This window comes from Herbaspirillum sp. VT-16-41 (assembly GCF_001994935.1).
Lineage (GTDB): Bacteria > Pseudomonadota > Gammaproteobacteria > Burkholderiales > Burkholderiaceae_D > Herbaspirillum > Herbaspirillum frisingense.
In genome coordinates, this window is record NZ_MUXB01000099.1 from 143225 (window position 1) to 165096 (window position 21872).

Genomic DNA, 21872 nt, shown 5'->3' on the forward strand with positions numbered 1-21872 from the left:
ATCATGAAAACTTCTCTTCCGCAATTCGCCCCACGCATCGCGCTGCTGGGGGCAGCATTCCTGATCACCGGTTGGGGTCACGCACAGAACATCGCGCCACCGGTTGCCACACCCGCTCCCGGGCAGGTTCTGGTCACCGGCACGGTCCCGGATGAGGCCAGCAAGTCCGCAGCCCTGGCACGGCTGCGGGAAATCTACGGTGCGGAACGCGTGGTAGACCAGATCGCCATCGGACAGGTCGTATTGCCGGCCAACTGGAACACTCACGTACAACGACTGATTTCCTTCAATCTCACGTCGGTCAGTCGGGGGCAACTGAAGATCGACGGCACTACGGTGAGCATTTCCGGCGAAGTCGCCAACGAAGCCCAGCGCCAGAATATCGCCAGCGCCATGACCACCAGCCTCAACTCGACCTATACGATCAATAACGCGCTACGCGTGCCGGTCTCCGAACAGGGGGTATTGGATACATCCCTGGGCAATCGCGTGGTGTCCTTCGAAAGCGGGCAGGCTGCCTTGACGCCAGAAGGCAAGCGCATTCTGGATGAGATCGCTGCCACGCTGCTCACGCTCAAGGGACGCCGAGTAGAAATTGTCGGCAATACCGACAACGAAGGCCTGCGCGCCAGCAACATATCGCTCTCGATGGCGCGCGCAGAGACTGTCAAGAGTTACCTCAGCGGCAAGGGCGTGGACGAACGTCTGCTGAGCACATCGGGACAAGGTCCGGATCGCCCGGTCGCGTCCAATCTCACCGCCGAAGGTCGCGCCAGGAATCGCCGCATCGAATTCCGTATTGCAAAGTAGCGCAGCTCTCGGTGACCGTAAAAAAGCGGAACTGGTGAACCAGTTCCGCTATTCATTTCGCCGCTACCCGTGACGCACAAATCATTCGACCGTGGGCGCCTGCAGTCCCAGCAGTTCTTCCACATGTGACAGCGCCGCATTGTCCTTGATGACGGTCTTGAGCCACGCATGCAGGGGCATCTCTCCCCACTGTGCCGCCTTGTCGGCTAGATGCGTGACGGGACTGTGAGGTTCCGTGCGCCGGAAAAATTCCGCTACGGCACGCAACTGCGCAATCGCCTCTGCCCGGTTGCGTAGGGGTCCACTGTGGCCCGGCTGCGCATTGGCATGGACGTTAGTTTCCTGTCGTGACGCAAGCATCGGCGTGCCGGCTTCGTCCTTCAGTCGCGTCTCACTGGATGCTGCCGAGCGCAGACCGGTATCGGCGGCAAAGCGGATCAGGGTTTCATGTACCTGAGTCAATGCCTCGCGTGCCGCTGAAAAACCGGGACCATCGAGGCCCAGGCGCTCATCCACAGACTTCTCCAGCTGAGCAAGAGATTGCAGACAATACAGGCCATCGGCCATCATGGCTTCGTAGAATGCATGCGAACTGCGCTTACGAGCAGCATCCATCGTAGCCAGCTTGACGCCCTCTTCCGGCCTTCCGCCCTCTGTTGCAACCCGTTCCGCGTTGGCGGCGCGAGAGCGTGCTGCTTCGAAGTCCAGCAGGGAAAAAGCTGTTCCCCGACCCTCCGTCAGCGGGATCTCGCGTGCCATCTGGACCGTACGCGAGATGAGCCACGTCAGGTTACCGATGCGCAGGTCATGATCTCCATCCTCCGAGGGAGGATAGAGATGATCCCAGTACTGGTCGAACAGACCGGCCAGAAGAAGGAAACCATCACCCAGTCCACGCATTGCCCGCGTCTTGCAAGCCGCCTCGCAGTACCACACCACCAGACGCAGATCCTTGCTGCGCGTTTCGATCAACTGCGCGCATCGCTGTTCGACAAACGCCCAGTCGGCTTCCTTGATATCGGTAACCCATTCACCTTGGTCAAGGGTGGGATCATCGAAGCGCCGCGCCTCAACGATGACGTCCAGATCAGCACTGAAGGAAAGGTCCTCCCCACCTGGTTGCTTGTCATTGATGGGCTTGAGCAAATGGACGATGGCGACAGTGGCAGGGGTGTCTCCCCCTAAGGAGTTGAGAATCGGCATTTTCATGAGGGCCAGGTTGATGGTCGGTATCTGCTTGGTTTCTGATCGGGGACGCCTGAACCGCGCTGGTGCGTGTCCCGTAGCGCTTACTGGATGACGTACTTGAAAACGCCTTTCTTGCTGGCCGACACCTTGATACGACTGATGCCCTGCGCTTCGGCCATGCGTGCCAGCACGCTCCCAGCGATCTCGGGCAGCAGGCTGCCGTTAAGGATATTGTCCACATTGCGCGCGCCGGAATCGACCTCCGTACAACGGGCCAGCACCGCATCCACAAGGGTCTTGTCGTAGACGAATTCAGCCTTGTGATTCGCTTCAATGCGCTTGGCGATGCGCGAGAGCTTGAGCTCGATGATCTTCACCAATATGTCATCAGCGATCGGGTAATACGGAATCACCTTCAGCCGCCCGAGGAAGGCTGGCTTGAAGGCCCTGACCAACTGCGGCCGGATCAGGGCGTCAAGTTCATCAGGAGTGGGCAGCTCGTCGCTGACCTTGTTCAGGCAAGCCTGCATCAACTGTGCAGAGGCGACATTGCTGGTCAGAATGATGATGCAGTTCCTGAAGTCGATCTGACGCCCCTCACCGTCGTCCAGTACACCCTTATCGAAGACCTGGAAGAAGAGTTCCAGCACGTCCGGATGGGCCTTCTCCACTTCATCAAGCAAGACCACGCTGTAAGGGTTGCGACGTACCGCTTCGGTCAGCACGCCACCCTCGCCGTAACCCACATAGCCGGGAGGCGAGCCCTTGAGTCCCGAGACCGTATGCGCCTCCTGATACTCGCTCATGTTGATGGTGATGAGCTTGCGTTCGCCGCCATACAGCACGTCAGCCAGCGTCAGGGCAGTCTCGGTCTTGCCTACCCCGGAAGGACCAACAAAGAGAAAGACGCCCTTCGGCTTGCCAGGATCATCCAGATTGGCCCGGGAGGTGCGGACCCGCTGAGCCACGGCGTCGGTCGCATGTCGCTGACCAAGCACGCGCTCCTGAAGCAAGGCATCCAGACCGAGTACGGTCTTGATCTCGTCCTTGACCATCTTGCCCAGCGGGATGCCAGTCCAGCCGGCGACGATCTCCGCCACGATCTGGCCGTCGACCTGCACGGGCAGCAACGGCGTCTCACCCTGATACAGCCTGAGTTCATCCATTAACTGTCGCAGCTCGGCGCGCGCCTGGGCGGGATCCTGGTCCGGACTATCTGCCTGTGCCTGTGTCTCCAGCGTGGCGCGAAGACTCTGTATGCGTTCATTGAGCTCACGTTCCCGCTGCCAACGGGCCTTCAACACCTCCAGATGGGCCAGCGTTTCCACCCGCTGTCGATTCAACTGGGTCAATCTCGCCTCATGGGCGATATTAATGGCCGCCTCGCGTTCCAGGGCGAGCACTTCGGCGTCGATCTCTTCCAGTCGTCGATTCATCCCCCCCAGCGATGGCGGCGTGGCGTTCTGTCCCAGCGCAACCCTGGCACAGGCCGTATCAAGCACGCTCACCGCCTTGTCCGGGAGTTGCCGACCGGTGATGTAACGGTGAGAAAGTCGCACGGCCTCCTTGACTGCCTCGTCATAAATGCGTACGCCGAAATGCTTCTCCATCAAGGGCACCATCGCCCGCAGCATGGCACAGGCTGTTTCCTCATTGGGCTCTTCGACCTTGATCACCTGGAAGCGCCGCGCCAGAGCGGCGTCCTTCTCGAAATACTTCTTGTACTCACTCCAGGTCGTCGCAGCGATGGTACGCAACTCGCCACGTGCCAGGGCCGGCTTGAGCAGATTGGCGGCATCGTTCTGGCCAGCCTGTCCACCCGCTCCGATCATGGTATGGGCCTCGTCGATGAAGAGAATAATGGGATGCGGGCTTCTCTTTACTGCATCGATCACGTTCTTGAGGCGGCTCTCGAATTCGCCTTTGACGCTGGCACCGGCCTGCAGCAAGCCCATGTCCAGAGTGTGGATCTCAACACCTTGAAGAGCCTGCGGTACGTCGCCATGGACAATGCTCAGGGCCAGCCCCTCGACCACCGCAGTCTTGCCGACACCGGCTTCCCCGGTGAGAATCGGGTTGTTCTGTCTGCGACGCAGCAGGATGTCGACTGCCTGCCGGATCTCGGCATCGCGCCCCACCACCGGATCAATATTTCCAAGACGGGCAAGCTGCGTCAGATTGATGGTGTATTGATCGAGCACTGCCGTCTTTCCACTGGACCCCACCTGCATTTCACCGACAGGATCACCCTGTGAGAGTCCACTATCTTCAGGCGCTGCGCAATACTCAATACCTACAGTAGACTCAACCGACCCCACCGTCAGCTTGCGCAGGTCATGCTTGATCTGTTCAACCTTGAAATGGGCGAATAGCCGTGAGCCTCGATAGGCTAGCTGTGATAGCTCGCTATGGGTCAGCAGGGCAAGCAAGAGATGTCCGCTGCGGATCTGCGGATTGCTGCCTTCCAGCGAGGCGATCAGCCACCCATGCTCGAACAGCGTCTGCAAGTGGGGGGACAGGACTGGCGTGCGCGTATTGCCGTTCTTGAAGCTGGCGATCTCATGCTCAAGATCAGTCTGCAGGCTATCGCTACTGACCCCGCTGTGGTGAGCAATCAGACTGAAGTCGGATTGCGGCTGTTCCAGCAAGGCGAGGAACAAGTGCTCCAAGTCGACTTCGTACTGCCCGCGTGACATGCACAGCGTGGCAGCACGCTCAGTAGCCATGCGGCTGGTTTCGTTCAGTTTGCCGATCAGCGATTTCAGATTGATGCCCATTCTGCTTTTTCCTTGTCATGTTGACCGCGGTGCGGCCTGAATTTTTTCTTCTCACCCACACGGTCAATGCAAGGTGACCTCGTACTGGATATCGGCGCGATCCTGTGTTTCCGGTTCTGTGGAAATGAATGCATCCCAGCCTAGGCGACCGCCATTGCCAGTGCTACCTAGGGTGACGCCACGTACATCCCGCGCAAGCAGGATCAGTTGGATCTCGTATTCCAGCGCAGCGCCGGTAAACAGACCAAGCAGCCGTGATAGCGCCAGCGCGCCCCCGCCTCCGGGTAGGAACTGTTCAAATTTCTCTATCTGTAACGGTCCGATAGACAGCCGCATGCGCAAGTCGCGTTGCCAGACCCGCTCGCCTGCCATTGCCTTGCCGAGCAAGGAGTTGGTCGATCCGAGGATGGTCTGGTGCTCTCGCGGAACGTGGTACCAGTCTCCCGCAAATTGCATGACTTCCAAAGGAACCGAGAAATAGTCGGCCAGTACCCGCTGCATATAAAACGCCGATGCCGGACGATGCCGCAGGGCCCCAGCGAAGTGCGCCAACGATTCGTCTCGCACCCCTTTACCATCGCTGCTATACAGCCGATGGTGTAATGAACGGAAGCCCAGCCCGGCCACCGACAGCAATAATGGCAGGAAGGTATCGCGGCGCCCGGCCTCGTACTGGAAGGCCACCCGGTACTTGCACCACGCCTGATAGAACAAGGCTAGTGATCGCGAGGAAAACGTATCGAGAAAGGCGCGCGGTCCTTCGTCGCGCTGCTCCAGCAGATGTCGTGCGACGCGCTCCGTGTAATGTGCTGGCAGAGACCCATTACCGCCCAGAAAACCCATGAATGTCGGCGTGATCTGGACATACTTCAGCTCGCCATTGAGAAAGGACTTCCTCAACTCATCCGCCGAGCACGGTACGCCATTTCGTGGCGGATAGGTCTCGATATGCTCTATCTCACTGGCAGGAAACGCGAGCAAGGTACGATTGGCGAACCGCAGGAAGTCGCATACTGCTCGTTCATGTGGCACGCCATTGCGCTTGAACCAGAGTTCGATCATGCGCACTGCCTGAAAAAACTGAAAGCGATGAGGAGTGGAGAATATCCTCTCGATCACGCTAGGTTCAAATCTCCGCTGCGTGGGCTGCATCTCAGCAATTCCTCCCCTGTTCTTTTTGATAGCACGGTCAATTTGGAAAAGCTGTTGGCCTGGACATATAGCCCCATGAAGCGATCGATGAGGCCTGCAAATGCATGTAAGCCGCTACCGACGAAGCCATCCTCATCCACCGTCAACCTGATCTCGATACCACGCACCAGACTTGCAAACGGGTTGCCTGGCAGCCATGCCGCGGCAGCCTTGTGTTCAATCGCTGAAATGGCGCTGATCTGGCGTTGTGAAATAGGTGAATTGGATTGGTCATAGAGCATCAACATTTCCTGAAAAGCTTCCAGCCCGCCCTGCATCAAGGAGAGATGATTGAGCGACAGATGGGAAATGAGCCGCCACTGGGCGCCTCTGCCACGTTTGAACCGTAAGGGATGGGTCGGCTTACGCAGCAGAGCGACCTTTCGTATTACGCCACCGCCTTCCATGCTCAAGTCCCCGCCGGGGAGACCATAGGTCAACGAGGCAGGAAGATCCCGATTGGAACAGGTCAGCTCAAGACTGATCGTATCCGTCTCGACCTTGGCGGGATCGAAGTCGATATCGACGATGGAAATCTCGGTTTCGTGGCCCGGACTTTTCAGCGCAACCAATTCGTCCCGTCGCATTACCCAGTAATGCCCATCGTGCTCAGGAGATTGCCCATGACGCAAGGAATAGAAGGGCCGGAATTGCGTGAACGATTCACCCTGCGGAGTTTGCCTGATGAGCTGTACAGAATTGATTGAATGTACCTGGTATCCGAACGAGTGGCGTCCGTCGACCAGTACAGGATGATAGGCACCGGCATGTGTCAATCTGATCGGGTCGCCGGCCTGGGGGAACAGATTGATCACCGGCGTACAGCCCAGCAAGATGTTGGAATTGCTGATGCTACCCAGTTGTCGCGCAATGTGCGAGTCTGCGCGCAAGCCCGACAGCCCGAAATGTATGGTAAATCGCCTGACATCGGAGGGAAGTACCGCGAAAACGGGATTGAGATCGAGATCGAAGAAGTTGAATTTCTCAGGAAGGGCAAAATACTCCGTCAGCAGTCGATATGCGGGGTGCGATTGGGCGGGAAAATCGATGAGCGCATCCTCCTCGGCAAAACCTACCTCTGCCAGCGGCGGTTGGCGCAGCGCGATCCACCGACCGTTCCCGGATGCTTCGACCCAGGCAGCCTCGGTACGCATGAAAAGGCTGTCGCGTAATGCCGCGCAGAATGAAGCCTCTCCATCTATGAACAATCTTAACGAGGCCAATCCGAGGGACGTAAAGGCCACGTTATCTGCGATGGTTTCGAAGGTGAGCGACAGCGAGGAGCTGATCCCGGGCTGCAACATCACGGCCTCCGGGGCGTCGATAATGGGCGCGAAGGTCACCTGAGACAGACGGATCGGCGCTATCGACACATCATAGGCAGTCCTGAATCTGCAGACGATACCCTTGACCTGGCCGCTCGCCAACAAGCTGCCTCGGGGGATTTGTGTGGTCGCAGTGAGCTGATCTGCCGAGGCGAGATAGTCCATGCGCGCAATCGAGCAGGACGGAAACGGGCGCAAGTAGTGAGGATACAGGACCTCGAACAGTGCCTCGGTAAACTCCGGATAGTCATCGTCAAGGCGCTTTGACACGCGCGCGTTGAGCAGTGCGTAGGACTGTATCATGCGCTCGATATGCGGGTCTTCGCATACCTCGCCGGCCATCAGCAGCCCGCCGGCGATCTTGGGATAGCGCTCTGAAAAATCACGCGAATAGCGTCTCAGGAAGCTCAGTTCTCGTTCGTAATAGGGAAGCAAATCCTGCACTTACACTCCAATGCGGCTTGGCCGCGCCTTGCTGATCGAGTATTGCAGCGTAGATGGCTGCAGCACTGCGTCGAAATTGACCGCCTCTCGCGCAGCATTGACGACCAATAAAGCGCTGATGGCGAAGTTGAGCCGATTGATGGACCCCTCCTGTATTTCCAGATTGGCGAGTACATTTTGCAATCTGGGTTCGTGCCGTGATATGGATTGCTGCAGGGCCTGGCAGATAGCCATGCGATCATCCATGCTGGCCAGGCTCAAGCCGGCGAAATCACTTAGACCGTAGGCAAGAATGGACTGGCTGCATTCCGGATAGCTATCCAATAGCTCGTCAGAAATAACCGAACGCGTATTGAGCATGGCTTCAAGATCGCGCGCAACGGCATCCTTGAGTTCTTCCATCGAAAATCGGGTGACTACTGGACTGATCGTAGACCTCGCCCCGTCATTCATCAGTTTGTCGAACAGACTCGGTGCAAAACCCTTCATTTGCGCTTACCCAATTTAAAAAGTTCGTCGAACGCCATGTGTTAAAAAAAGGGACATCCGCCTGAAAGTCAGGCGGATGTCATAGGGACAGGCGAAATCCTGTTCTTTTTACCTACAGTTCATTTCGTCTGGATGGAATCAGATGACCTTGTTGGTCGCGAGGTCCCAACCGCCCGAGGTGTTACCAGCAGCACCACCATCCTTTTTCTGTTGCGTGTACTTCCACTTCACGGAGGAATACTTCAAACCAACCCTTTCGCCAAGGATCTCACCCGCCTCGATGGAGGGCTTCACGCTGCTGATCATGACGTTGGTCAGTTCGATTTCGAAGTAGCGCACGCGCTCGCCCTTGCCATCGGCACGCATGAATTCGAACTTGGCCTTTGCAATGGTCTTGCCCGACGAAGAATTTTGCAGCAGCAGCGGCGACGCCAGATCGGCGACCTTGGTGAGCACGATGTCCTTGTGCTCGCAGCGCTCCGCAGTATGGCCGCCGCCGGTCGATGCCGTCGCAGACTTCGGCTGCAGAACTTCCCAGTCTACGGTCTTGCATTCGATCCAGTCCTTGTGCAGGTCATCAGTGGATTCACCCTTGATGCCATCGATTTGCAGATAAACGTCAATTGCCATAACTCATCCTGTAAATATGAGGGAGGAAAAATAGTTAGGATTTCCCTGCCTGCGGCAACTCCGCAACCAACCGAAGCGAAACAGACAGTTCATCTAACTGAAAATGCGGACGCAAGAACGACACGGCGCGATAAACACCCGGTCGTCCCGGCACTTCCGACACCTGTACCGAAGCTTCGCGCAGCGGGAATTGCGCTTTGGCCTCTTGCGTGGCGTTGTCATCCAACAGCACGTATTGCGCGATCCAGCGGTTGAGGAAGTCTTCGACATTTGAGGCGGCAGCGAAGCTACCGATCTTGTCGCGCATCATCGATTTCATGTAGTGAGCGATGCGGGAAACTGCGAAGATATATTGCAGTTGCGAGGATAGAACGGCATTGGCGTTCGCTGCGTCCGTGTTGTACTTCTTGGGTTTCTGCGCGGACTGGGCGCCAAAGAAAGCTGCATAATCAGAGTTCTTGCAGTGGACCAAAGAAATGAACCCAAGATCAGAAAGCTCTTTCTCGCGGCGGTCAGTGATCGCGATCTCGGTAGGACACTTCAATGCCACCTCTCCTTCATCGGTCTTGAAGGTGTGCGTCGGCAGGTCCTCGACCAGGCCACCACCCTCCACACCGCGAATGGCGGCGCACCAGCCGAAGTCCTCGAACGCCTTGGTGAGCTTGGTTCCGAACGCGTAGGCAGCGTTGCACCACAGATATTTGGAATGGTCGGTGCCATCGACATCCTCGACGAAATTGAAGCCCTCTACCGTCGTTCCGTCCTTTGGATTGAAGGGCAGGCGTCCAAGGAAGCGCGGTAGCGTCAGTCCAACATAGCGTGAGTCCTCGGATTCGCGGAAGGACTTCCACTTCGCATACTCGATGGTGTCGAACACCTTGGACAGATCACGGGGCTTGCCCATGTCGGCATAGCTTTCAAGACCGAATAACTCGGGCGAGGCTGCCGTAATGAAAGGCGCATGAGATGCTGCAGCGATTCGCGACATCTGCTCGATGAAGTACATGTCTTCCGGCTGACGGGTGATCTCGAAATCACCGATCAGCGAGCCAAAAGGCGCTCCGCCAAAAGTACCAAATTCTTCCTCGTAGACCTTCTTGAACATCGCGCTCTGATCAAACTCCAGTGCCGAATTGAAATCCTTGACCAGTTCCTTCTTGGTTGCGTTAAGGAGCTTGATCTTCTGCCCCTCTCCCACGGTCGTGTTACGCACCAGGTAATTCAGGCCGGCCCAGCTTCCTTCCAGTTTCTGGAATTCCGGCGCATGCATGATGGCACTTACCTGATTGGAGATCAGTCGATCCACTTCTGCGATACGCGCATCCAGGGTGACGGAGAGATTCGGCGATACGACCACGGTACCTTCCATCACCTGACTGACCAGTTCAGCGATGAGGTCTTTGGCACGATCGTGCTCAGATGCGGATTTCGCGACCTTGCTTTGTTCGACGATATCATCCAGCAGAGTGCCGCCGGCGGCAGTGGGCAAAGCGCCTTGAGCGACTTCGTTATTGATTTGAGCAGACATGCAGATCTCGATTATTTGGTGGTTTGCTTGCTGAGCTCTGCGAGCTTTTCGGTACTGCTGAGCACATCGTTGAGGATATCTTCCAGCTTGTCGTTACCAGCGATCTTGTTACGTAGATCCGCCAGTTTGGTACGCGCCTCTAGCAGCTTGCGCAAGGGTTCGACCTGCTGTACCACCGATTCCGGCCGGAAGTCCTCCATCGAACGAAACTTCAGTTCCACGGCAAACTCCCCACCGGCGTCGGAGAGCTCGTTAGCGACACGATAGACAGCGCGCGGCTCCAGACCCTTCATTACCTCATCGAAGTTATCCGAATCGATATTGACGAACTTGCGGTCTTTCAGTCGAGGCTGGGGCACTTCCGAATTGCCACTGAAGTCGCCGATCACGCCAGTGACGAAGGCAAGCTCTTTCTTCTCGATGGCGTCGCCAATTTCGACGTCATATGTCATCTGCACACGCGGAGGTCGCACCCTTTGCAGCTTCTTCTGAATACTTTCCTTTTTCGACATTTCTTCTCCGTTTCTGGTTTTGTCCACGCGCCTCATTTTTTGAGGCTACTGATCGATGGGAGACGCTCAACCTGTTCCCGCCTGACCTCTCACTTCAGGTTGATGAACGGATTGGGTCCGCTTCCGCTGCCGACGTCGCTGGCAGGTGCCGGCGCCGTCTTGCGAACCATCTTGCCGCGCGGAGGCACCGCTGCGGCCGGCTTCCCCGGCACCGATACCGGCGCCTCCCCCGTGATCTCGCGCAGCGTCCTGGTCAGATCCTGGGCGTCGCTCTTGATTGATCCATTGAGTGCATTCTGCGAGCGCAAGTCCGCGAGCGACTTGGTGGCCAGGCGTAGGCTGGAAAGGGTCAGGATGCTGTTGGCACCCTTTTCGGAAGGGTCCCGCTTTATTGCCTCCTGAGCGTTGATGATGGCGTCGCTGTAGTCACCTGCATCGAAGCGAATCTGCGCAATGCGCAACCAGGGCGTCTTGTCTGCAGGGAAACGCGACGCCAGGGTTCTTAGCATCTTCACGGCATCATCGGTCCGACCCTCGACCAGTGCCGCCTCAACCTTTTCCACGCTGCTTTCCAGGCTGCTCTTGGCCTCTGCCTCCGCCCCCTGCTTGGAGTCGCTGTTGGCGCACCCCGTCATCATCAATGCCAGCGTCAGCAGAGCTGGAATCAACAGATCTATTCGTCTCTTTCTTGCATTCATGGGGATTTAATCCTTAGATTTTTAATTCTGGAGAACCTATCCGATCTCTCACATGCATTCGAATGGAGAAGACCGGAAGATATTCGGCTTGTCACGACTTTTAAACTTGGAATGAAACGCGGCGATGAATTTCTGGTGAAAATTGGCGCTTCATTCATTCCTGCTCTTCAGTCACGCCACGTTTCAATTTCCGCCATCGGCTTGCTGCCAAGACTTAGTTTTGAAGTAAGGCAACTGAGGATCACTCGAATGTATCCCATAGACCCCTTTTACAAAATGGAGCCACTCCATATGTGAACGCTTCCTAAAAGTTTTTCGGCACGCGGGAAATTCACGCCAATCAGAAATCAGATAAAACATGCGGGGTAAAGTTGAATAAACGACAGAGAAATGCTGTGGCACTGGGAATGATCATCTCTTGCATCACCGGCTGCGCCGCAGTGGGCGCGGCTTCCAAGGTGGGCCAGGTTGCCAAGTCGACACTGGAGGCACTGGGCCTGAAGAAGCCTGACGCGCCTGAAGTAGCGGATGCGATGAAGCAGCCACGCAAGGTACTCATCAAGCTGCATGCATCCAAGGCGCTCAACATGGATTCGCAACAGCGTCCCCTGGCATTGGTCGTCAGAATTTATAAATTGAAACAGAACGTTAGTTTCCAGCAGGCGTCATATGACGCCTTTCTGAATCCGCAAAGGGAGAAGGAGGTTCTGGGAGCCGATCTGCTGGAGGTAAAGGAAGTCACGCTAGTGCCAGGACAACGCTACGAAGTCGATGAAAAGGTGAGCTACGAGGCGGGATATATCGGTCTGGTGGCGCTGTTCATCAACCCAGATCAGCAACGTTGGCGGGCCACCTTCAGAGCCGACGAATCCGAAAAGAACGGCATTACGGCAGGCTTGCAATCTTGTTCGGTCACCGTAGGTGCGGGGGCTATTGCGGTGGATACCCTGGGTAAGCCAATGGACCGGAACCTGATGCTCGCGCCAGTCGAGTGTCATTAGAAATCAACAATCTCTTAACTGCAGATCACGATGCGACAATCATCAATTACGGAGCTAACCAATTGAACCATCCCAACAAGGTACTCTGGGGCGAGGGCCTTTTCCTTCGACCTCAGCACTTTCAGCGTCAGGATCATTACCATGAAACGCGTCTGCATCAGACCGCGCTCGCTCTCAATCCCTATTGCTGGGGTGTTTTATCCCTCAAGATCGATGGAGACGCACTTAACAACAGTACCCTTCGTCTGCTGGAGCTGTCGGCAATCTTCCACGACGGAGAAATCCTCAGGGCGCCAGACGGGGATGACCTCCCGGCCCCCATCGAACTGACAGAAATTCCGCTGTCCCAAAACTCCATCACCTTTTATGCGGGGTTACCGATGCTGAAAAGCTTCGGTAGCAATTTCTCCGTTGGCACCGGAAATCAGCAATCCACTCGCTATATTCAGGATGGCGTCCAGACGCCGGACCTGTTCACGCAAGCTGCCCAAGCAGAAGTAAGCTACCTGAAAAAGGCAGTACGCCTGGTGTCAGAAAACGAGCCCCGAGATTCGTTGGTCTGCATTCCTGTGGCGCGCCTGCGTCGCGCAAGCGGGCCTGGCTTCGAGTTGGACCCCGACTTCGTTCCGCCCAGCCTGTCAGTGCATGCGTCTACCTTGCTGTTCCAGCGCCTGCGTCGCCTCATGGACGCGCTGCAAGCCAAGGTCAGCGCCCTGTACGGGCATCACCGCGAGCCTAGCAAGAGTGTGGTCGAATTCCGTTCTGGCGATATCACATCGTTCTGGTTGTTGCATACCGCCAGTACCGCTTATGCCAATCTGTCGCACTACCTGAATCATCCGATGCATCACCCGGAGCGCCTTTTTGAACAGTTATTGTCACTGGCCGGATCGCTCATGACCTTCTCGCGCAGCCTGGCCCTGTCCGACCTCCCCCCTTACGATCACCGCGATCCGGGGCCGGCTTTCGCAAAGCTGGACGCGATCATTCGCGAGTTACTCGATACCGTGATCTCTTCTCGCTATTTTGCGATTGCCTTGAACGAGAGCAAGCCGTCCTACCATATGGGCATGCTGGACTCAGGCAAGATCGACGAGAAGACCAACTTCTACCTCGCGGTCCATGCAGACCTGCCGGCAATCGAACTGGTCGATATCGTGCCGTTGCGCTTCAAGATCGGCGCACCTGACGATGTTGAAAAATTCGTGCTGGCGGCGCTGCCCGGCGTCAAGCTTGTGCACTCGCCCCAGGTGCCAGCTGCACTACCGGTTCGGCCCGACACCTATTACTTCACGCTCGAGAGCAAGGGTGCGATGTACGAGCGCATGCTTCAGGCACAGTCGATCTGCATCTATGTGCCATCCGGCATTCGTGACCTCAATATTGAACTTCTGGCGGTGACCCAATGAACACGACAACCATCCCTTCCCTGCTGGATCCTGCGGATTCTTTGCCCACTTATGAAGCCGGCGCGCCTATTAACGCCAGTTCGCTCCTGGACCTGATGTACGACGGCTTTTATGCGTTGTTCATGCTCAAGAACGGTGGCACGCCGGTGGACGAGGTGTCATTCATGGCAAAAATACGAAAGTTTCTGGGAGATGTCGAACGCGGCGCCAAGAAACTGGAAGTGTCGCCCGAGGATGTCCACGCAGCCAAATATGCCTTCTGTGCTTCCGTGGATGAGATTGTCCTGCGCTCTAATTTCAGCATCCGCGATACGTGGCAACGCCGCCCCCTTCAGCTGGCGATGTTTGGTGATCAATTGGCAGGTGAAAATTTCTTCAATCGGCTAGAAGATCTGCGCGTTCGCGGTACCGCCCGACTCCAGCCATTGGAAGTCTTTCATATGTGCCTGCTGCTGGGATTCCAGGGAAAATATGCGCTGGAAGGGCCGGAAAAACTCAATTACCTAACTGCTCGACTGGGCGATGAGATTGCTCACCTGAAGGGCAAGACTGCCGGGTTCGCACCGAATGGCGAGCGACCTGATGCCATCGTCAACAAGTTGCGCAACGATGCGCCGTTGTGGGTAGTCGCTTCCCTATTTGCATTGACCGCTATGTTTGCCTACATAGGACTAAACTGGACCCTGACCAAGGGCACCGAAAACCAGCTGGCCGGCTATGCCGATATCGTCAAACTTGCCCCGCGGGCAGCCAACCTGACTATCACCTTGCCCTGAGCTTGAAGAACCAGATTTCTGTGGGGAATACCAGAGGCCTCCATGGCTGCCGATTTTTCGATCACCAACGGATCATCGGCAGCACGCTCAGGATCTCTGACACAAGCCTAGATCAGCCCGGGCCAGGCTGGATCAGCGCAGGAAAACCAACTCTGCATAGCTAGGATTGGCGTGCTCACGCTGATAACGCTTGAGGTCTTCCCTGACCTGTTCGCGGGTGAGCCCTGTATGTCCCTTTTCAGCAATTTGCGAGCCGGTAACGCTGGCAACCTGCTTGTCCGCCGACTGCTCGGTAGATGTACCTGATGGGGTGTCGGCTGCGTAGGCTGCATGGGCAGCCAAGGCGGTCAAGGCGGTCAAGACCATGCTAATGGCGACCGCGCAATGACGAATGGTGATGTTGCTCATGATCTACTCCTCGGTGAATGCAAGCGGACCCAGCCCTATGCTTATCCTTTACCAATGCTGCATTCTCATGCGAGAAGTTTATCGGTCCGGCCAGGAGAGAAAAACCGGTGAACGGGTAATGCTGTATTGCGGCACTTGAAAGAATGTGCACGCGAATCTTGTCTGTCTTGCAGCAGTTAGAGCATCAGTTAGATCATCAAATTGCGAGCTGAACCGGTTTTTACCGCTTCCATTTACCTTTCCATGTCACTAATCGCGGTCAGAATCTGGTAATTCTATAAATACTATTCAGGGAACAGGTATGAGAATCGGCACGCGGCTCGGTGGTTCATTCATGCTGGTCACGCTGCTTGCCTGCAGCCTGATCGTCGCTTCAATTCTGATCCTGAACCAGATCGGACGACATTGGGACGACTTTTCCGGCACTGTGCTGAGCAAGCAGGACTATGCCACCCAGGGTTACATCAAACTGGGCGATGGTGTACAGAACTTCAAGAACTACGTCGTCCGCGGCAAGGACTATGACAAGCACTTCCTGGCCGATATGGATGCCATCAACCGGCTGATGATCGAGTACCGCAAGCTTGGCGTAGACAATCCCAAGGAAGATGAACTGCTGCAGAAGATCGCTACAGGCGAAAAAAATTACCGAGAGGCATTGGCGAAGGCGCAAGGCATGAAGTCAGCGGCTGCCTCCGTGACGGAAATCGATGCTTCCATCAGTGGCGCTGACAAGGTACTGGCGGCAGGTTTTTCCGGTCTGCTGGCGATTGCGCGCGAGAATGCCAACGGTACTGGCCGGGATATCTCCAACGCCATCAGTACCGGCAAGTCCATCGACCTGGCCGTCGGTGCGCTGGTGATGGCACTAGCCGCCTTATTGGCGGTGCTGGCAACGCGTTCGATCACTCGACCGGTACACGAAGCAGTAAGAATCGCCAAGACCGTCGCAGCGGGCGACCTTGGGAGCCGGATCGAAGTCACTCGCAAGGATGAGACCGGTGAACTGCTGCAAGCACTCAAGGATATGAACAGCAGCCTGCAACGCGTGGTCGGCGGCGTACGCACTGGCAGCGACACCATCGTTACGGCCTCGACGCAGATCGCTGGTGGCAATCTCGATCTCTCCGCACGCACCGAGCAACAGGCCAGTTCGCTGGAAGAGACGGCGGCGGCGATGGAACAGATCACTTCGACCGTGAGACGCAACGCTGATCATGCGCGCCAGGCAAATGCGATGGCAGGCTCGGTCTCCGAGGTGGCGTCGCGCAGCGGACTGGTGGTTTCCGACGTAGTCAGCACCATGGACGAAATCCAGGCCTCTGCCCGCGAAATCGAGGAAATCATTTCTGTCATCGACGGCATCGCGTTCCAGACCAACATCCTCGCGCTCAATGCAGCGGTGGAAGCAGCCCGTGCCGGTGAGCAGGGACGTGGCTTTGCGGTGGTGGCCTCGGAGGTACGCACCTTGGCCCAACGCTCGGCTACAGCGGCGAAGGAAATCAAGGCGCTGATCGGCAACTCGGTCGAGAAGGTGGAAGACGGCAGCAGGCTGGTCAGAAGCGCCGGGGCGACCATCGAAGAACTGGTAACAAGCGTACGCAATGTCACCCAGATCATGAGTGAAATCTCGGCCGCCAGCGGCGAGCAGGAAGCGGGGATCGAACAGGTCAATCAGGCCATTGCGCAAATGGACACCGTGACGCAACAGAACGCCGCCCTGGTGGAAGAAGCCGCTGCCGCCACCGAAGCATTGAAGGAACAGGCGCGACGACTGGCACAGTCGGTAAGCGTATTTCGCCTGGGCGGGGGTAAGCTTGCGTGATCGAGGAACCGGGACGCACGCTGTGTAATGAAGCTGACTGCAGCGGTTCGTTGAAATGATCAGCTACCGTTGCGCGGTAACTGATCGATTCTCTGAGCAAGCGGATTGAGGTAATTGATGTCTTGTCGCGTCTATCTTTACTGTACGAATTTTGAAGGCATGCCATTGGACGCGGAGGCAGACCAGTTCTTCGCTATCTCAGGTACCGAGTACGAGGCGAACGCCGGTATCCCACTTTTCTGGATGTGCCGTTTCACCGGCACAGATATCAAGATCGCTCCCGGGAGCGAGAATTACGCTCCTGATTCGGATGATGACGCAATCGATGAAGATTTTGATGAGGCAAGCCTGTCCGCGTTTGAAGACGATGACAGCTATCGTCCATATGCCTATATCTCTTGCCAGAAAGCGGTTGGCATCGATCATCTCAAGCAGCGGTCCGAGATATTGCGTGCCGCCATCGGTGCCGACCGTCACCAGTTGTACGTCGAATGGATTGCCCGGATTGAGGCGGAGCCTTTCCTCAACATACTGGTCAAGACCGAGGAGATCGACGGGATGGGAAGTGATGGCGAACTGGAGATACTGTTACGCAGCGCCATCCGGGATCTGGAGGCGGCCATCCGGACGGGCGTCCTGGCAACAAGCAGAGAGATGATCAATATGATGGGACTATCGGAAGGTAGCGTTCTGAGCGAATGTGAATCCAGCGAACTCGCAGGCTGGGCCAACGCCGCACAACGATGGCCGCAACGCTTGCCTCCTGCCCCGACTGAACAGGAGGGCGTCTCGATAAGAGCAGTGGAAAAATCGAAATGGATGTTCTGGAAGCGACAAGCATCATCATCGGAATCTTGAATGCCGCCGGCCAGAGATGGACTCCAAAATGTCCAGAACAAATAGAAAAGGCTCTCCGAACGGAGAGCCTTTTAAATACTGGTGCTGGCTGCAGGACTTGAACCCGCCACCCCCTGATTACAAGTCCGGCGCGAAATTCAATAATTTCAAAGACTTAGCTCATCTTTTGCTTCGCAATCAAAAAATTTAGCACCTCGCAGGCCCTTATTGGGCCTCGGTAGCTTGAAAATTGCGAAGCGGAATTTTCATTGCCAGATGCGAATGTTTGCTACAGTTACAGGCGTCCGCAATCGGCAGAAGCTCACATTGCCGCTCTAATAACGCTCCGGTGATCGCGAGCGCTTTCCAGCTCATAGCATCGAATTACGAAATAACTGGGCTCAAACCAGAAATATTATAAAAATCACAAGGCTATTAGCGCGCCTCGGTTATACAAAGCTTCGGTCGTCGTCACTAAGTGATTTATTTTATTGAATCACGACTTTTTCAATAGCCCGCCTCGGTGCTACTCGTTGCCTGTATAGAAGAACCAAGAAACTTCCCAACAGGCCTATTCCAATTCGGCTTCCTCCCAGAGCGAAGCACGCAAGGATATCCTGTATCAACGAGGAAGTGGGTAACTACTCGCTTTATTGTTAATATCACGTCGAAGCTCTTCATTATCGGGAAAATCCCTAAAGCCAGGTTAGTAGGGTTGATCTATATTTTAGATGGGACGAGGTTAACTGAACTTGGGTTAATCGACGAAAATAACTCGCGTTTAAATGGGGAGGCACATATGAGTGCATTCAAAAATATGAAAATCGGCACCAAGCTGACCCTGGCTTTTGCCGTTCTACTAACACTAACGGTATTGTTAGCCGCAATTTCGCTGATCAGTATCCGTTCACTTACCGCGTCTATCAAAACGGCTGATGCTGTTCAGGACCAAAGGCTGGTCCCGCTCTATCTGGCCCGTGAGGCTCTTGACCAAACTGGCATTGCTGCCCGCAACGCTTATGTCTTCAGAAATGACGCGGATGCGCAAAAAGAGCTGGCAATTGTTGATGAGCAAAAGCAGCTTTATCTCAAAGCACTGAAAGAAATGGAACCCCATTTCGCTGGGAATAAGTCCTTTGAAAAGGTTCGGACGGGCTTGCTACAAATGGCCGACGAACTAAAGCGCCCGCGTATCTATCGCGAGAGCGGGAAGTCAGAAGAGTTTCGTGACTTCCTCGTCAATGACTGTAGTCCGTTACGCCGTCAGATTGTGCTCGATATCAACAAAGTGATTGATGAGGTCGATGCCGAGAATGACAAAGCGCACGAAGCCACCAACGACATGGCTATCAAGGCATCTACGGTCGTTGCGACTCTGACTGCGTTGGTGGCCCTTATCTCTGTGGTTATCGCTTTCGTAATTACTCGAGGGCTTTTAAAGCAACTTGGCGGGGAACCTGCCTACGCTGCGGACATTGCTCAGCAAATCGCAGCGGGCGACCTGACCTCTGAAGTGAGTACTAAGATTGGTGATACGACGAGTTTGCTATTCGCAATTAAGAAGATGCGCGATAGTCTGGTTGGTATCGTCGGGAACGTGAGGGAAGGCACCCATACCATCGAACAGGCCTCCGCTGAAATCGCTTCCGGTAACCTTGATTTGTCCTCGCGCACCGAACAGCAAGCTGGCGCCTTAGAGGAAACGGCGTCGGCGATGGAGCAGTTGATGTCCACAGTAAAACAGAACGCCGAGAATGCAAAACAGGCTAGTCAGCTTGCCGTGTCTGCCTCGGATGTTGCCAGCCAGGGAGGCGAGGTAGTTGGCAGAGTAGTTCGTACTATGGAGGACATCAATGCTTCGTCACGCAAAATCGTCGACATCATCAGTGTCATTGACGGAATCGCTTTCCAGACGAATATTCTCGCGTTGAATGCGGCAGTAGAAGCGGCGCGGGCCGGTGAGCAAGGGCGTGGGTTCGCTGTTGTTGCGTCTGAGGTCAGAAGTCTGGCTCAAAGAAGTGCCACAGCAGCAAAAGAGATTACCGATCTGATTAATGACTCAGTCGCACAAATTGCGCAGGGGAGCAACTTAGTTCAGCAGGCTGGCACTACGATGGAAAGCGTTGTCACGAGTGTCAAGCGCGTGACCGATGTAGTGGCAGAGATTTCCCATGCCAGCCAGGAGCAAAGTCACGGGATCACTCAAGTCAATCTCGCTATTACGCATATGGACGAGGCGACCCAGCAGAATTCCGCGCTGGTCGAAGAGGCCGCTGCTGCTGCCAATTCCATGATGGAGCAGGCGAGTGAATTGGCAGGACTGGTCTCCACCTTCAAGATTGACAATGCAGAAAGGCCCGCTATGGCCGCCGGCATTGAAAGAGGCATGGGGACGGGCGCTAGGACCTTGGTACTGGCGTGAGTAGATCAGCCCCATAGTAAATCGCCCGCTTGACGCGGGCGATTTTGATTTGGCAGCGCTTTATTACAAGTCCGGCATGGCCTGAAAATATCACCTAGCTCTAACCAGCGGCTCACAAATGACTTTATACGAAGATGACTTTCCCTCTTTCTTCAAAGTTACATCGGCTGAGTCTAAATAAGGCCCAAACTCTTTAAGCCACACTTCTCGCCTCAATGCGCATTCGGTGCGGCTAACACCGTTTTCAGTGTCTTTAAGAGTCATTTTTTGGTAGGTGCCCTTGGTTGTCACAACATGAAGTGTTGCCACATACAGATCATCAGCAGCACAACAACCGATGCTGGCACCGCTCAATAAGGTCGCCACCATTGTTCTTATCATTTTCATATTATTTATTCGGCTCATCAGGATCAGGGGTTGCGTAGAAGTTGTATCTCCCTCTAAGAAACAAAGGTAATTATTGACTCCCCTGTCGCTTGTCTTGCTGCTCGGTGTTTCTTATTCCCGCCCAAGGTGCTGAAATCGGTCATAACCTCCTGAGTCTCAATTTCGCTGAACAAGTCTCCCCCCATCTCGGTAAAGTCTTTTGCAGTCAGGCCATTGCTTGCTCCCACGGTAGGAAATGTGAGCACCAAGTGCAGGCTTTTTTCTGCACATTTTTCCAAGAGACTCCGGGCCGCTGCTTTCGCCTCGCTTTTCTTACTAAAGGCAGAGGATGGACGCTGAGCAATTTCGGGATACCGACCATTTCCTTCGGGGACAAATTCCTTCCCTCGGCTCACGGTTTCAAGTACGTGGTAAAACCGGCTGTAGTGAACACCAGAATATGGAGGATCAGCGAAAACCAGATCTCCTGGCTCAAGCAATTGGAGGGTCTTCGTAAAGTCCGCAATTTGTGAAATTCCAGCGGTCACGGCACTACGCGCCGCAATATCCCTCACCGCTGCCTCAGTTAAATCCCAAGGGTTTCTTAACCAGGACTCAATGATGTATTTTGCTGAGGAAAGGGTCGGTTGAAAGGGTTGCGCGGTATGACCTGGCGACGCTGCAGCCCTGCTACACGCCTCAATTAATGCCGCCAACGCCACTTTCTTTTTCGCCGCGTCCGAGGGAAGAGTCTTCCTCAAAGCATCAAATATGAGTGCTTGAGTCGGTGAAAAATAGTAGCCCCCATATGATTTTGAAATCTGCCAAGGTCCTTCAAAATCGTTGAACACAACCGGTAAAACCTCCTCGCAAAACCGTCTTGACTGCGAAACTACCTTCTTTATCGCGGCTGCATCGGTTAGGTCCGGCTCAATAGAGCGCAAATGGTTCGGGAAGTGTGCCGCCACTGCGTCAACTAGCGTCTTCGCACGCTCGAACCAATTCTCTATTATTTTCGTAGGATCAAATACATCAGTACGCTCCACTACAGCGGCAGCCCTCCGTGCCGCGAAAGATTGCAGATCTCCTGCGATTATTTCCTTATCGGTGTTTTCAGCTAAATACCAAGATACCGACGCAGAACCACAGAACGGATCAGCAATCTTCCTGGAGTTTTTTCCATAGTGACTTAAGATTTCACCAAGCACCGGGAGCATTTTTGACTTATTACCCATG

General features: G+C 55.2%; 19 protein-coding genes. 7 read left to right on the forward strand and 12 right to left on the reverse strand.

The features are described 5' to 3' along the window. The first annotated feature begins 3 nt into the window (after nucleotides 1-3). Nucleotides 4-810 carry an OmpA family protein gene (locus BTM36_RS09085; RefSeq protein ID WP_077236011.1) on the forward strand — a complete coding sequence of 269 codons (807 nt, stop codon included), beginning with the start codon at nucleotides 4-6 and terminating at the stop codon, nucleotides 808-810. Between the two features lie 81 nt (nucleotides 811-891). Here BTM36_RS09085 and tssA read toward each other — a convergent pair whose 3' ends face one another. The 9 genes from tssA to BTM36_RS09130 form a co-directional block, all read right to left on the reverse strand. Beyond that, a complete protein-coding gene (tssA, locus tag BTM36_RS09090) occupies nucleotides 892-2019 on the reverse strand; it encodes a type VI secretion system protein TssA (RefSeq protein WP_077236012.1) in 1128 nt (375 codons plus the stop codon). Nucleotides 2020-2099: 80 nt separating this feature from the next. Further along, entirely contained in the window at nucleotides 2100-4775 is a 2676-nt protein-coding gene (gene tssH, locus BTM36_RS09095; RefSeq protein WP_077236013.1) for a type VI secretion system ATPase TssH, read from the reverse strand. A gap of 63 nt (nucleotides 4776-4838) precedes the next feature. Further along, on the reverse strand, nucleotides 4839-5927 hold the full coding sequence (gene tssG, locus BTM36_RS09100) for a type VI secretion system baseplate subunit TssG (protein WP_077236014.1): 1089 nt from the start codon (nucleotides 5925-5927) through the stop codon (nucleotides 4839-4841). Beyond that, a complete protein-coding gene (tssF, locus tag BTM36_RS09105) occupies nucleotides 5891-7735 on the reverse strand; it encodes a type VI secretion system baseplate subunit TssF (protein WP_077236015.1) in 1845 nt (614 codons plus the stop codon). The genes tssG and tssF overlap by 37 nt, the downstream gene beginning before the upstream one ends. Then, on the reverse strand, nucleotides 7736-8224 hold the full coding sequence (gene tssE, locus BTM36_RS09110) for a type VI secretion system baseplate subunit TssE (protein WP_006461626.1): 489 nt from the start codon (nucleotides 8222-8224) through the stop codon (nucleotides 7736-7738). Between the two features lie 138 nt (nucleotides 8225-8362). After that, entirely contained in the window at nucleotides 8363-8854 is a 492-nt protein-coding gene (locus BTM36_RS09115) for a type VI secretion system tube protein Hcp (RefSeq protein WP_006461625.1), read from the reverse strand. Nucleotides 8855-8888: 34 nt separating this feature from the next. Then, nucleotides 8889-10382, reverse strand: coding sequence for a type VI secretion system contractile sheath large subunit (gene tssC, locus BTM36_RS09120; protein ID WP_077236016.1), 1494 nt, complete (start codon nucleotides 10380-10382; stop codon nucleotides 8889-8891). 11 nt (nucleotides 10383-10393) lie between these two features. Then, complete coding sequence (gene tssB, locus BTM36_RS09125) at nucleotides 10394-10894, reverse strand: type VI secretion system contractile sheath small subunit (protein WP_006461623.1); 501 nt, start codon at nucleotides 10892-10894, stop codon at nucleotides 10394-10396. An 89-nt stretch (nucleotides 10895-10983) separates the two neighbouring features. Next, complete coding sequence (locus tag BTM36_RS09130; RefSeq protein ID WP_077236017.1) at nucleotides 10984-11592, reverse strand: hypothetical protein; 609 nt, start codon at nucleotides 11590-11592, stop codon at nucleotides 10984-10986. 371 nt (nucleotides 11593-11963) lie between these two features. On the opposite strand from BTM36_RS09130, the gene tssJ reads away from it, so the two are divergent. From tssJ to icmH, 3 genes are all read left to right on the forward strand, one after another. Further along, nucleotides 11964-12593 carry a type VI secretion system lipoprotein TssJ gene (tssJ, locus tag BTM36_RS09135; protein ID WP_305778101.1) on the forward strand — a complete coding sequence of 210 codons (630 nt, stop codon included), beginning with the start codon at nucleotides 11964-11966 and terminating at the stop codon, nucleotides 12591-12593. A 62-nt stretch (nucleotides 12594-12655) separates the two neighbouring features. Then, nucleotides 12656-14002, forward strand: a complete 1347-nt coding sequence (gene tssK / locus BTM36_RS09140) for a type VI secretion system baseplate subunit TssK (protein WP_077236019.1) — start codon at nucleotides 12656-12658, stop codon at nucleotides 14000-14002. Continuing rightward, on the forward strand, nucleotides 13999-14778 hold the full coding sequence (gene icmH / locus BTM36_RS09145) for a type IVB secretion system protein IcmH/DotU (protein WP_077236020.1): 780 nt from the start codon (nucleotides 13999-14001) through the stop codon (nucleotides 14776-14778). Before tssK ends, icmH begins: the two co-directional genes overlap by 4 nt. A gap of 132 nt (nucleotides 14779-14910) precedes the next feature. On the opposite strand, the gene BTM36_RS09150 is transcribed toward icmH, so the two are convergent. Next, the gene (locus BTM36_RS09150) at nucleotides 14911-15186 is read right to left on the reverse strand and encodes a hypothetical protein (RefSeq protein WP_077236021.1); all 276 of its coding nucleotides are present in this window, start codon (nucleotides 15184-15186) and stop codon (nucleotides 14911-14913) included. Nucleotides 15187-15487: 301 nt separating this feature from the next. Between BTM36_RS09150 and BTM36_RS09155 the strand changes: the two genes are divergently transcribed. From BTM36_RS09155 to BTM36_RS09165, 3 genes are all read left to right on the forward strand, one after another. Then, nucleotides 15488-17011, forward strand: a complete 1524-nt coding sequence (locus tag BTM36_RS09155) for a methyl-accepting chemotaxis protein (RefSeq protein WP_077236022.1) — start codon at nucleotides 15488-15490, stop codon at nucleotides 17009-17011. Between the two features lie 159 nt (nucleotides 17012-17170). Next, the gene (locus BTM36_RS09160; RefSeq protein ID WP_077236023.1) at nucleotides 17171-17869 is read left to right on the forward strand and encodes a hypothetical protein; all 699 of its coding nucleotides are present in this window, start codon (nucleotides 17171-17173) and stop codon (nucleotides 17867-17869) included. Nucleotides 17870-18647: 778 nt separating this feature from the next. Then, nucleotides 18648-20270 carry a methyl-accepting chemotaxis protein gene (locus BTM36_RS09165; protein ID WP_077236024.1) on the forward strand — a complete coding sequence of 541 codons (1623 nt, stop codon included), beginning with the start codon at nucleotides 18648-18650 and terminating at the stop codon, nucleotides 20268-20270. Between the two features lie 90 nt (nucleotides 20271-20360). Here BTM36_RS09165 and BTM36_RS27730 read toward each other — a convergent pair whose 3' ends face one another. Continuing rightward, complete coding sequence (locus tag BTM36_RS27730; protein WP_139347112.1) at nucleotides 20361-20657, reverse strand: hypothetical protein; 297 nt, start codon at nucleotides 20655-20657, stop codon at nucleotides 20361-20363. 53 nt (nucleotides 20658-20710) lie between these two features. Beyond that, nucleotides 20711-21871: a DNA adenine methylase gene (locus tag BTM36_RS09170; protein ID WP_077236283.1), complete on the reverse strand. Its 1161-nt coding sequence runs from the start codon at nucleotides 21869-21871 to the stop codon at nucleotides 20711-20713. Nucleotide 21872 lies beyond the last annotated feature (1 nt).